Origin of the sequence: Pelomonas baiyunensis, assembly GCF_043555935.1 — a bacterium.
Classification (GTDB): domain Bacteria; phylum Pseudomonadota; class Gammaproteobacteria; order Burkholderiales; family Burkholderiaceae_C; genus Pelomonas; species Pelomonas baiyunensis.
Window position 1 is genome coordinate 1 of record NZ_JBIGIB010000002.1, and the last position, 12,926, is coordinate 12,926.

Annotated in this window: 8 protein-coding genes; 7 read left to right on the top strand and 1 reads right to left on the bottom strand. The window is 68.3% G+C overall.

The features are described from left to right. Positions 1-243: 243 nt before the first annotated feature. Positions 244-2,520 (bottom strand): TonB-dependent receptor plug domain-containing protein, encoded by a 2,277-nt coding sequence (locus ACG01O_RS06390; protein ID WP_394382563.1) that lies wholly within the window; start codon positions 2,518-2,520, stop codon positions 244-246. 190 nt (positions 2,521-2,710) lie between these two features. Between ACG01O_RS06390 and apbC the strand changes: the two genes are divergently transcribed. The 7 genes from apbC (at position 2,711) to selB (ending at position 12,925) form a co-directional block, all read left to right on the top strand. After that, positions 2,711-3,805 carry an iron-sulfur cluster carrier protein ApbC gene (gene apbC / locus ACG01O_RS06395; RefSeq protein ID WP_394382565.1) on the top strand — a complete coding sequence of 365 codons (1,095 nt, stop codon included), beginning with the start codon at positions 2,711-2,713 and terminating at the stop codon, positions 3,803-3,805. A 176-nt stretch (positions 3,806-3,981) separates the two neighbouring features. Further along, on the top strand, positions 3,982-7,053 hold the full coding sequence (gene fdnG / locus ACG01O_RS06400; RefSeq protein ID WP_394382568.1) for a formate dehydrogenase-N subunit alpha: 3,072 nt from the start codon (positions 3,982-3,984) through the stop codon (positions 7,051-7,053). A 2-nt stretch (positions 7,054-7,055) separates the two neighbouring features. Next, a complete protein-coding gene (fdxH, locus tag ACG01O_RS06405) occupies positions 7,056-7,970 on the top strand; it encodes a formate dehydrogenase subunit beta (RefSeq protein ID WP_394382570.1) in 915 nt (304 codons plus the stop codon). A 12-nt stretch (positions 7,971-7,982) separates the two neighbouring features. Next, entirely contained in the window at positions 7,983-8,606 is a 624-nt protein-coding gene (locus ACG01O_RS06410) for a formate dehydrogenase subunit gamma (protein WP_394382572.1), read from the top strand. Beyond that, complete coding sequence (gene fdhE / locus ACG01O_RS06415; RefSeq protein WP_394382574.1) at positions 8,603-9,613, top strand: formate dehydrogenase accessory protein FdhE; 1,011 nt, start codon at positions 8,603-8,605, stop codon at positions 9,611-9,613. Before ACG01O_RS06410 ends, fdhE begins: the two co-directional genes overlap by 4 nt. Before the next feature lie 20 nt (positions 9,614-9,633). After that, the gene (gene selA, locus ACG01O_RS06420) at positions 9,634-11,049 is read left to right on the top strand and encodes an L-seryl-tRNA(Sec) selenium transferase (protein WP_394382575.1); all 1,416 of its coding nucleotides are present in this window, start codon (positions 9,634-9,636) and stop codon (positions 11,047-11,049) included. Between the two features lie 10 nt (positions 11,050-11,059). Continuing rightward, complete coding sequence (gene selB / locus ACG01O_RS06425; protein ID WP_394382578.1) at positions 11,060-12,925, top strand: selenocysteine-specific translation elongation factor; 1,866 nt, start codon at positions 11,060-11,062, stop codon at positions 12,923-12,925. Position 12,926: the final 1 nt, after the last annotated feature.

The following is a 12,926-nucleotide window of genomic DNA, read 5'->3' on the forward strand; positions in this document are numbered from 1 at the left end:
TGTACGACGTGTACTTCTGCCATCAGCGCTTCACGCAGTTCGACCTACGTGAGCCTCTGTTGGACACTTGAGAACGCGTTACCCATGTCCTGGCACGGGTGTTACCCATGTCTCCGGTCTAAACAGCGCAGCAGAAGAAAGTTACCCCGCCGCCGGGCGGGACTCCCGGCACGGTGCACCGAGTCCAAAGGCTCTTGGCAAAAGCATCCAACCCATCAACCCAGTCGGCGCCCACCCGAGCGCTCAAATCTTCATCTCCCACCGCACCTGCCACTGCGTATAACTCGGCCCCCCACTGCGCGACGTGATCAGCTGATCGCCCGTGTTGATGACCGACCCCGTGAAGTAGTCCATCGCCGACAGGTTGCTCGCCGACACCCGCAACGACTGCTCCGGGTTGATCGCCCACAGTGCGAAGGCGTCCACCACCGCCTTGCGGCTGGCGGTGCTTTCGGTGATCAGCGTTTGCTGGATGGTCGTGGAGGGCGTCCAGTTCAGCGAGGCGCCGAGCGTGAGTGGCAGTGAACGCAGGCGGTAGTCGGCGCCCAGGTTGGCGGTTGCCTTGGGTTGGCCGTCGATGTGGTTGTTCGGGCCTGAAATGCCGTCCACCTTGGAGGTGAAGAAGCTGAAGTTGCTGCGCACATTGATCGGCCAGGCGTTGTCGAAGTACTCGTCCAGCCGGAAGCGTGCTTCCAGCTCCAGCCCCGCGGTGGAGGCCTTGCCGATGTTCTGCGGGCGGGCCACCCAGCGCTGGGTGGCGGCCCAGGGCACGGTTTCCAGGGCAGTCACGGTGCGCATCAGGTTGGTGATGCGCCGGGCGAAGAAGTTCGCGCTCAGCAGGCCACCCTTGCTCAGGTAGTGCTCCACACCCACCTCCACGCCGGTGGCCAGTTCGGGCTTCAGGTCGGGGTTGCCGGCGCGGTCAGGGGTGTTGGCCTGGTGGGGCACCTGGCTGTTGATGGTGGGGCGCGCGATCAGGTCTTGCAGCTGCGGGCTGCGGTAGCTGCGGGTCAGGCTGGCCCGGATCAGGTCGCGGCCGCGGTCGTCCAGCTTGTAGCGGGCGTGGGCCAGCGGCGTGAACACGCTGGAGGTGTTGCGCGCGTCGTACGTGGCAGCGCTGGAGCGGGTGCGGATGCCCTCCCAGCGGGCGCCGGCGTAGAAGTCCCAGCGTTTGCCCACGCTCCATTCGTCTTGCGCGTAGGCGGCGAGCCGGGTCGAGGCGGCGTCCAGGTCATCGCCGAAGTCGTCCAGTCCGGCCTGCGGAGCGCCATTGACCAAGGTCACGCGGTTCTGGTGCCGGGTGTTGCCCTCGGCCTCGAAGCCGGTCACCAGCGAGTGTTCGTCGCCCAGGTTGTGCGACAGCTTGGCCAGTGCGCTCCAGCTGTTGTCGTGGCTGGCGGTGGTGTCTTCCTGCAGGCGGGTGGCTGCGCCTGCCAGTCGCTCCTGGCGCACGCTGTGCGCGTCGGCCCGGGCGCGGCCCACACCGGCGCGGGCTTCCACGCGCGTCTCGCTGCTCAGGCGGCTTTGCCACTGGGCGTTCAGGCGCGCCATGGTGAAGCGGTTGTCGCCTTGCGTGTCCACGCTGTCGAAGAACCCGGCCGGGCGCGGGTTCGGTGTGGGCGTGGTGGTTTGCTGCAGCTGCGAGTCCGTGGTGGAGCGGCTCGACACGATGAAAGGCTGGATGGCCAGGCTGTCGGTGCCGTTGAGCTTGAACTGCACCCGGCCCGTCAGGTTCAGCGCCTTGCGGTCTTCCTCGCTGCGCCCTCGCGACACGAGCAGGCTGTCGGTGTTGGCCGCCACCGAGTGGGTGAGGGTGTCGTTGATGACGTCATCCAACCGCTTGGCCTGCATGGCATTGACGGTCAGGTTGTAGGCATGGCCTTCGCCGAAGGTGTCGTTGCGGCTCCAGCCGATGCCCGGGCTGATCTGCCCGCGCTCGGTGGCAAACCCGGCGCGGAACTCGTTGAGCGTGCGCTTCAGCGCCTCGCGCAGCACCACGTTGATGGTGCCCGCCACCGCGCGCGTGCCGTACTCGGCGGTCGGTGCGCGCAGCACCTCGATGCGTTCCACCTGCTCGGGGGGTAGTTGGTCCAGCGAGAAGCCGGGCGGCATGCGCTCGCCGTTCACCAGGATTTGCGTGTAGCCACCTCCCATGCCGCGCATGCGGATGTCGCCGCCGCGCCCCGGGCGGCCGCCGGTGGTGACGCCAGGCAGGCGCTTGAGCACCTCGCCCAGGGTGCTGTCGCCGAACTTCTCGATCTCCTCGCGGGTCACGACGATCTTGCTGGCCGTGGAGGCCTTGCGGATGGACTCGTCACTCGCCGTGCCGCTGATCTCCACGCGCTTGAGCTGCTCGCCGGCCTTGGCCGCCGGGGCGGGCGCGCTGGCGGCGGCGTCGGGCGCGGCGGGGCGGCTTTGGGGCTGGCCCTGGGGTTGGGTTTGCGCTTGGGCGGCGGGCAGGGCGGCGCCCGCGAGCAAGGCGGCGGCCAGAACGTTGAGGCTGGGGCGTGGCGTGTGCATAGCCCGTCAGCTTGCCATGCGGGGCGCCGCCGCTTGTGGCCTGCGCGTTAACGCAAATCTTCTTTACCGATTCAGTCAAAAGTCATGGTGGCCATCAACGCTGCCGGGGCCGCTCATGGGCCTGCGCGGAAGCCGGGAACACCCCCCGGGCTAGACTGCGCGCCCCTCAGATTCACAAGCCCGCACCGCCATGACCGCGATCACAGAAGCCCAGCTGCAACCCCTTCTGCAAGCCGTGACGGACCCCGGCAGTGGCCGCACGCTGGGCGACAGCAAGGCGCTGCGCACCGTGCGCGTGGACGGTGCGGACGTCAGCGTGGACATTGAACTGGGCTACCCCGCTGCCAGCCAGCACGCCAGCCTGCGCGCGGCCGTCATTGCCGCAGCGCGGGCACTGCCGGGTGTGGGCAACGTCAGCGTCAGCATCTCCACCAAGGTGGTGGCGCACGCGGTGCAGCGCGGCGTGCAGCTGCTGCCGGGCGTGAAGAACATCATTGCCGTGGCCTCGGGCAAGGGCGGCGTGGGCAAGAGCACCACGGCCGCCAACCTGGCGCTGGCGCTGGCCGCCGAGGGCGCCAAGGTGGGCGTGCTGGATGCCGATATCTATGGCCCCAGCCAGCCCACCATGCTGGGCACCAGCGGCCGCCCCGAGACGCTGGATGGCCAAACCATGGAGCCGCACATCGCCCACGGTCTGCAGGTCAACTCCATCGGCTTCCTGGTGGATGACGACCAGGCCATGATCTGGCGCGGCCCCATGGCCACGCAGGCGCTGGAGCAGCTGCTGCGCCAGACCCGCTGGCAGGAGCTGGACTACCTGGTGGTGGACATGCCGCCCGGCACCGGCGACATCCAACTCACGCTGTCGCAGCGCGTGCCGGTGACCGGCGCCGTCATCGTGACCACGCCGCAGGACATCGCCCTCATCGACGCCAAGAAGGGCCTGAAGATGTTCGAGAAGGTGGGCGTGCCCATCCTCGGCATCGTCGAGAACATGGCGGTGCACATCTGCTCGAACTGCGGCCACGCGGAGCACATCTTCGGCGCCGAGGGCGGCCAGAAGATGGCCACCCAGTATGGCACGGTACTGTTGGGTTCGCTGCCCCTGGCCATGAACATCCGCGCCCAGGCGGACTCGGGCCGCCCCACTGTGGTGGCCGAGCCCGACAGCGAGGCCGCGGGCCTGTACCGGGCGCTGGCGCGCAAGGTGGCCGTGAAGATCGCGGGCCAGGGCAAGGACTACTCCAGCAAGTTCCCCAGCATCTCGATTTCCAAGGGCACCTGACGTTCCAATTTCCTGACATCACCCTGACGGGCTGGAATGTCCCACCCAATCGGTGAGGAGGTGTAAAGCCTATTGGACAAGCCGAGTCGATTGTGGAGAAATGCGGGCGCTGCCGCGTGCCGGCGTCGATCATCAATGTTTAGGACGTGAGGCTCAGGCCTCAGGAGACGACTCCCATGGACATGAACCGGAGGCACTTCTTCCGGGTGAGTGGCGCGGGGCTGGCTGCATCCAGCCTGGTCGCGCTTGGGTTTTCGCCAACGGCCGCGCTGGCCGAGACGCGCAACTTCAAACTCTCCCGGGCCACTGAAACCCGCAACACCTGCCCCTACTGCTCGGTGGGCTGCGGGATCATCATGTACAGCCTGGGCGACAAGGCGAAGAACGTCACGTCGTCCATCATCCACATCGAAGGTGACCCGGACCACCCGGTCAACCGCGGCACGCTGTGCCCGAAGGGCGCCGGCCTGCTCGACTTCGTGCACAGCCCCAACCGGCTGAAGTTCCCGGAGATTCGCGAGCCGGGCAGCAAGGAATGGAAGCGCGTGAGCTGGGACGAGGCGATGGATCGCCTGGTCAAGCTGATGAAGGCCGACCGCGACGCCAACTTCCAGGCCACCAACGCCGACGGCAAGACCGTCAACCGCTGGCTCACCACCGGCATGCTCTGCGCGAGCGCATCCTCCAACGAAGCGGGCTACATCACCCACAAGGCGATGCGCTCGATGGGGATGCTCGTCTTCGACAACCAGGCGCGCGTTTGACACGCCCCGACGGTGGCCAGTCTGGCCCCGACGTTTGGGCGCGGTGCGATGACCAACCATTGGGTGGACATCAAGAACGCCGACCTCGTGCTGATCATGGGCGGCAATGCCGCCGAGGCCCACCCCTGCGGGTTCAAGTGGGTCATTGAGGCCAAGCACCACAACAAGGCCAAGTTGATCGTGGTCGACCCCCGCTTTACGCGGTCGGCGTCCATGAGCGATTACTACGCCCCCATCCGGGCGGGGTCCGACATCGCCTTCCTGGCCGGTGTCGTCAACTACCTGCTGAGCAACAACAAGATCCAGGCGGAGTACGTCAAGAACTACACCAACGCCAGCTTCATCGTGGGCGAGGACTACAAGTTCAACGACGGCCTGTTCAGTGGCTACGACGAAGCCAAGCGTCGCTACGACAACAAGAGCTGGGGCTACGAGCTGGACGACAAGGGCTTTGCCAAGGTCGACCCGACGCTGGAACACCCGCGCTGCGTGCTCAACGTGATGAAGGCGCACTACGCGCGCTACACGCCGGAGTTGGTCAGCAAGATCACCGGCACGCCGAAGGACAAGTTCCTGAAGGTGTGCGAAATGATCGCGGAGACCTCGAAGCCCAACAAGGTGATGACCATCATGTACGCCCTGGGCTGGACACAGCACAGCCAGGGCTCGCAGATGATCCGCACCGCGGCCATCATGCAGCTGCTGCTGGGCAACATCGGTCTGCCGGGTGGTGGTATGAACGCGCTGCGCGGCCACTCGAACATCCAGGGCCTCACCGACCTGGGCCTGCTCTCCACCTCCATGACGGGCTACATGAGCCTGCCGCGCGAGAGCGAGCAAGACCTGGAGACTTACTACAAGCCTCGCGCGGTCAAGCCCCTGCGGCCGGGCCAGATGAGCTTCTGGCAGAACTACCCCAAGTTCTTCGTGAGCCATCAGAAAGCCTGGTGGGGCAAGGCGGCCACGGCCGAGAACGAGTGGGCCTTCCACTACCTGCCCAAGTGGGACAAGGCCTACGACGTGCTCCAGGCCTTCGAGCTCATGAACCAGGGCAAGCTCAACGGCTACATCTGCCAGGGCTTCAACCCGGTCGGCTCCTTCCCGAACAAGAAGAAGATCGTCGCGGGCCTGTCCAAGCTCAAGTACCTGGTCATCATCGACCCGCTCATCACCGAAACCGCCGAGTTCTGGAAGAACCACGGCGAGCACCACGACGTGAAGAGCGAGGACATCCAGACCACGGTGTTCCGCTTCCCGAGCACCTGCTTTGCCGAGGAAGACGGCTCGCTCACCAACTCCGGCCGCTGGTTGCAGTGGCACTGGAAGGGCGCGGAGCCTCCGGGTGAAGCCAAGGGCGACCCGGAAATCATTGCCCACCTCTTCACGCGCCTGAAGGCGGCCTACGTGAAGGAGGGCGGTGCCTTCCCCGACCCCATCCTCAACCTGACCTGGCCGTATGCCCAGCCCACCAATCCTTCCGCGGAGGAGTTGGCCAAGGAGTACAACGGCAAGGCCTTGGGCGATGTGCTGGACCCCAAAGACCCGACCAAGGTGCTGGTGAAGGCGGGCGACCAGATCGCCGGCTTCGGCCAGCTGCGGGACGACGGTTCCACCTCGTCGGGCTGCTGGATCTATGCCGGTGCCTGGACGCAAGCGGGCAACCAGATGGCCCGCCGCGACAACGCCGACCCGTGGGGCATTGGCCAAACGCTGAACTGGGCCTGGGCCTGGCCGGCGAACCGCCGGGTGCTCTACAACGCCGCGTCGTGCGACCCCACCGGCAAGCCCTGGAACGCCAAGCGGCGCCTGGTGGCCTGGAACGGTGAGAAGTGGGGCGGCTCGGATGTGCCGGACATCCGGCCGGACGCCAACCCGACCGATGCCGACGCCGTGCGCCCGTTCATCATGACGGCCGAAGGCGTGGCACGCCTGTTCGCGCCCACCGGCATGGCCGAAGGTCCGCTGCCCGAGCACTACGAGCCGTTCGAGACGCCGCTGCTGGCCAACCCCATGCACCCGAACAACCCCACGGCCAAGAGCAATCCGGCCGCGCGGGTGTTCAAGGGCGACATGGAAGCCTTCGGCACGCCCAAGGACTTCCCGTACGTGGCGACGTCCTATCGCCTGACCGAGCATTTCCACTACTGGACCAAGAACGTCCGCAGCAACGCGGTCATCCAGCCGCAGCAGTTCGTGGAAATTGGCGAGGAGCTGGCCAAGGACAAGGGCATCGCCAATGGCGATTGGGTGAAGGTGAGCAGCAACCGCGGCTTCATCAAGGCGGTGGTGGTGGTGACCAAGCGAATCGCTTCGCTCGATGTGGACGGCAAACGTGTCCACACCGTGGGCTTGCCCAACCACTGGGGCTTTGTGGGTGTGGCCAAACCCGGGTATCTCGTGAACACGCTGACCCCCTTCGTGGGCGACGCCAACACGCAGACCCCCGAGTTCAAGAGCTTCACCGTCAACATTGAAAAGGCCTGACCATGTCCTCCCTTCAATCTCTGGACATCGCCAAGCGCTCGGCCACCACCACGCCGTCCACCCAGGCCCGCACGCACGTTGCTGAAGTGGCCAAGCTCATCGACGTGTCCTCCTGCATTGGCTGCAAGGCCTGCCAGGTGGCGTGCATGCAGTGGAACGACCTGCGTGACGACGTGGGCGACAACGTCGGCACCTACGACAACCCGCGTGATCTGTCCGCCCAAAGCTGGACGGTGATGCGGTTCTCTGAAGTCGAGGTCGAGAAGGACAAGCTCGAGTGGCTGATCCGCAAGGACGGCTGCATGCACTGCGAGGACCCGGGCTGCCTGAAAAGCTGCCCGGCCCCCGGCGCCATCGTGAAGTACACGAACGGCATCGTGGACTTCATCTCCGAGCACTGCGTCGGCTGCGGCAACTGCGTGACGGGCTGCCCGTTCGACGTGCCGCGCCTGAGCAAGGTCGACAACAAGGCCTACAAGTGCAGCCTGTGTTCTGACCGCGTGGGCGTGGGCCTTGAGCCTGCGTGCGCCAAGGCCTGCCCCACGGGCGCCATCCGCTTTGGCACCAAGGAAGACATGCTCGACTACGGTGCCGAGCGCGTGACTGACCTCAAGGACCGGGGCTTCGCCAACGCGGGCGTCTACGACCCTCAGGGCGTGGGCGGCACCCACGTGGTGTACGTGCTGCAGCATGCGGACAAGCCGGAGCTGTACCACGGCCTGCCGGCTGAGCCCAAGATCAGCCCGCTGGTGTCGTTGTGGAAGGGTGTGGCCAAGCCGCTGGCGGTGGCCGCCATGATTGGTGCGGCGGTGGCGGGGTTCTTCCACTACACCCGCGTTGGCCCCATCGAGGACCCGGACGATCCAAGCGCCGACCGCAATGCCGGCCGCAAGGATGCCGATCAACCCACTGCCTGACCGGAGCGCAACATGGCTACACGCTTTCTGCAGCGCTACAACGCTGGCGAGCGCACCAACCACTGGTTGATCGTGCTGTTCTTCCTCGGTGCCGGGCTTTCGGGCTTGGCGTTCTTTCACCCCAGCCTGTTCTTCCTGACGGCGCTGTTCGGGGGCGGCACTTGGGCGCGCATCCTGCATCCCTTCATGGGCTTGCTGATGGCCGCGTGCTTCTTCGTGCTCTTCCTCAAGCTTTGGCGTCACAACGTGATGACCGAGGCCGACCGCGAGTGGATGAAGCACACCGGTGACATGCTGCGCGGTGACAAGAGCCGCATGCCGCCGGTCGGGCGCTACAACGCCGGTCAAAAGCAGGTGTTCTGGGTGATGGTGGTCAGTCTGGCAGTGCTGGTGTTGACCGGGTTCGTCTTCTGGCAGCCCTGGTTTGCGGACAGCTTCCCCATCCTGGCGCGACGGATCGCCGTGCTGCTCCACGCCGTGTCGGCCACGGTGCTGGTGCTGTCGGTGATCGTCCACGTGTACGCGGCGATCTGGGTCAAGGGCACGGTTCGCGCCATGACGCGCGGCACCGTGACCGAGGGCTGGGCGCGTCAGAATCACGCGCTGTGGCACCGTGAGATGACAGGCAAACAGTGACGGCGAACACCAGCAAGCTCCTCAGCCCGGAAGAAATCGCGGTTCGCGCGGGCGAACAGCTGACCTTCCTGCACCTGCCCGACGCGGGGGTGTTCGCGGCCCGTGCCCTGCGCCTTCGGGCGCTGGCGCCGGGGCACGCGATGGGCGACTTCCTGATGTTCGTGGCCGAGTTGGCCGACGCCCAGCACCGGGCGTTGGCTGCCGGCCAGCCGCGCGTGCTGCCCACGCCCGAGCAGGTGGATGCCGCCGCCCGCGACGGCGTGCCCCTGCTGCCGGCCAGCAGCTGGGCCCGTGACCCCGCCTGGCGCGACGCTTTGCGGGCCTTGCTGCGCGACCTGTCGACGCGCCTCGCAGCGGGCCCGGCGCAAAACGCGGTGCTGGAGTTGGCGGCCGCGAGCGACGAGCATCTGGAAACCCAGGCCGGGCGCTTGCTGAATGGTGTGATGCTGGGGCTGGACATGGCCACGGCGCCGCTCATCGCCGCCGGCCTGCAGCTGTACTTTGTGCAGTTGGTGCAGCAAACGGCGCGGGCGTTCGACGGCGCCCCGGTGGCCCCCTTCGGCCGCATTGACGACGCCACCGCCTGCCCCTGCTGCGGCTCACGCCCCGTGGCTTCCGTGGAGCGGCTGGGCGCTGAAGGGGCGCGCTACCTGGCCTGCGGGCTGTGCGCCATGCAGTGGCACTACGTGCGCATCAAGTGCACGCATTGCCAAAGCACCAAGGGCATCTCGCTCCAAAGCCTGGTGGCGGCTGACGGTGCCCAGGCCGAGTCGCAACCGGCCGTGCAGGCCGAGTGCTGCAGCGAGTGCGGCCACTACCTCAAGCTCATGCACCCGGCGCGCGACAACGGCATCGAGCCCGTGGCCGACGACCTCGCCACGTTGACACTGGACCTGCTCGTCAGCGGCGACGGCGATGGCGGTGGCCACCAGCGTCACGCGGTGAACCTGCTGCTGCTGTTCGGCGAGCCCGACGACAGCGCGCCGCCACCCGGTCGAGGGCATTGATCGTGGCGCCCGACGAATCCGTGGTTCACGGTTCCAAGGCCCCCGACAACGCGGCCCCCAAAGACCTCCCCGCACTCGACAAGCTGCTGCGCGAATGTGCGCCGGTGGTGGCCGAGCACGGCCACACGCTGGTGGCCCGCGAGGCGAGGGCGCTGCTGGACGGCCTTCGCGCCCGGGCCGTGGCGGGCGAGCTGCCGCGCGCCGAATTGGACACGCTGCCGCAAACGCTGGCGGCGCGAGTCACGGCCCGCATGCAGCCGCACATGCGCGCGGTGCTCAACCTCACCGGCACGGTCATTCACACCAACCTCGGCCGCTCGCTGCTGGCCGATGCGGCGCTGCAGCAGGTGCTGGCCCTCACCGGCTCGCCCAACAACCTGGAATTCGATCTGGCCACCGGCGCCCGCGGTGACCGCGACGACCTGATCGAAGACCTGCTCTGCGAACTGACCGGGGCTGAAGCCGCCACCGTCGTCAACAACAACGCCGCCGCGGTGCTGCTGGGCATCGCCGCGCTGGCGCGGGGCCAGGAGGCCATCGTGTCGCGCGGCGAATTGGTGGAAATCGGCGGCGCCTTCCGCATGCCGGATGTGATGGCCGCCGCAGGCGCCACGCTGGTGGAGGTGGGCACCACCAACCGCACCCACCCACGCGACTACCAAGCCGCGTTGAACCCGCGCACCGGCCTCATCGTGAAGGTGCACACCAGCAACTACGCGGTGCAGGGCTTCACCGCGTCCGTGGATGAAGCCACGTTGGCCCCCATCGCCCATGCCGGCGGGGTGCCGCTGATGACCGACCTCGGCAGCGGGGCGCTGGTGGACCTGGCCCAGTGGGGCCTGCCCGCTGAGCCCCTGCCGCAGGCCATGCTGGCGGCCGGCTGCGATGTGGTGACCTTCAGCGGCGACAAGCTGTTGGGCGGCCCGCAGGCGGGGCTGATCGTGGGCACCAAGGCCGCCGTTGGCAAGATTCGCAAGTACCCCATGAAGCGGGCGCTGCGCCTGTCCAAGCTGCCGTTTGCGGCGCTGGAGGCCACGCTGCGCCTGTACCTGCGGCCCGAGCGCCTGGTGCAAGACCTGCCCACGCTGCGCTTGCTGACCCGCCCGCAGGCCCAGATTGCTGCGCTCGCCCAGCAACTGCTGCCGGCGGTGGCGGCTGCGGTGGCGCCGCGCTTCACCGTGGAGGTGGTGGCGCTGCAAAGCCAGATCGGCTCCGGCTCGCTGCCGGTGGACCGCCTGCCCTCGGCCGGCCTGGCCCTCAGCGCGGTGGACGGCCGCGGCCGCACGTTGGAAGCGCTGGCCGTTGTCCTGCGCGAGCTGCCGCGCCCGGTGATCGGCCGCATCCACGAAGCCCGCCTGCTGCTGGACTTGCGATGCCTGGAAGAGCCGATGCCGCTGACTTCGCAACTGAGCGTGCTGAAGGAGTCGCTGGCTTGAGAGGGGCGCCATGATCGTCGGCACCGCCGGGCACATCGACCACGGCAAGACCACGCTGGTGCATGCACTCACCGGCGTGGACACCGACCGGCTGCCCGAGGAAAAGGCGCGCGGCATCAGCATCGAGCTGGGCTACGCCTACCTGGACGTGCCAGGCCACGACCAGCGGCTGGGTTTCATCGACGTGCCGGGCCACGAAAAACTCGTGCACACCATGCTGGCCGGCGCCAGCGGCATCGACTTTGCGCTGCTGCTGGTGGCGGCGGACGACGGCGTGATGCCGCAGACGCGCGAGCACCTGGCCGTGTTGAGCCTGCTGAGCCTCACCCACGGCGCCGTGGCCCTCACCAAGGTGGACCGCGCCGAGCCCGGCCGCGTTGCCGCCCTCACTGACGAAGTGCGCAGCCTGCTGGCCGGCACGGGGCTGGACGCGGCGCCCATCGTGCCCGTGTCCGCCACCACGGGCGAGGGTGTGGCGTCGTTGCGCGAGTTGCTGTTCGACGCCGCCCGCCGCCTGCCGCCGCGCCATGTGCACGGCCTCGCCCCCCGCCTGGCGGTGGACCGCGCCTTCACGCTGGACGGCGTGGGCACGGTCGTCACCGGCACGCTGCACGCGGGCGAAATCGCCGTGGGCGACGAGTTGGTGCTGGCCGGCCGCAGCGCCCGCGTGCGCAGCCTGCATGCCCAGAACCGGGTGGTGGAACGCGCCCAGGCCGGCCAACGCTGCGCCGTCGCCCTGGCCGGCATTGCCAAAGACGAAGCCCCGCGTGGCGCCTGGCTGACCGCACCCCACGTGGCGCTCACCACCGACCGCTTCGACGCCGAACTGCGCCTGTGGCCCGGCGAAGAGAAGCCCCTGCGCAGTGGCGCGCGGGTGCACCTGCACCTGGGCGCCCAAAGCGTGATGGCCAGCGTGGCGGTGCTGGATGCCGAGGCGATCGAGCCCGGCGGTTCCGCGCGCGTGCAGCTGGTGTGCCATGGCGGTGTGGGGGCCTGGCGGGGCGACCGCCTCGTGCTGCGCGATGCCGGCGCCACGCGCACCGTGGCCGGCGGCCTGGTGCTGGACCCGTTCGCACCGGCCCGCTACCGCCGCACGCCCGAGCGGCTGGACGAACTGGCGGCCTGCGCCTTGCCCACGCCCACCCGGCGCCGGGAGCGCTTGCTGAGCCTGCTGACGGGTGGGCTGGACCTGGCCCGCTTTGCGCAAGCCGAAGGCCTGGCCGAGCCGATGCACGGCTGGGCGTTGGGCGACGCGGCAAGCGCGGCCCTCACGCAGCGCTTGCTGGCCACGCTGGCCGACTTCCATGCCCGCCAGCCCGACGAACTCGGCCCGGACGCCGCCCGCCTGCGCCGCCTGGTGGCGCCGCGCATGGCCGAGGCGCTGTGGCGCCAGGTGCTGGCTGACCTGCGCGCCACCGGCCGCGTTGCGGTGCGCGGCGCGTTCGTGCACCTGCCCGAGCATGGCGTGCAGCTGTCTGCCACCGAGCAGCGCATCGCGCAAAAGGTGGCCCCGCGCCTGGCGGCCGCCGGTGCCGAAGGCGCCTGGGCGCGTGACCTGGCCAAGGACTGCGCCGAGCCCGAACCGCTGATGCGCGCCACGCTGGCCCGGCTGGCCCAGCAGGGTGAGCTGCACCAGGTGGTGAAAGACCTGTACCTCGACCACGCCACCGCCACCTCTCTGGCCGCTACAGTGCGCCGGCTGGCCGGCGAGCACGGGCACGTGGCCGCCGCGGCGTTTCGCGACGCCACAGGCCTGGGGCGCAAAAGGGCCATTCAAATCCTGGAACACTTCGACCGCGTCGGCCTGCTGCGCCGTGTGGGCGACGAACACCGCCTGCGGGCGGACAGCACGCTCTTCACGCCGGAGGCCGGGTGAT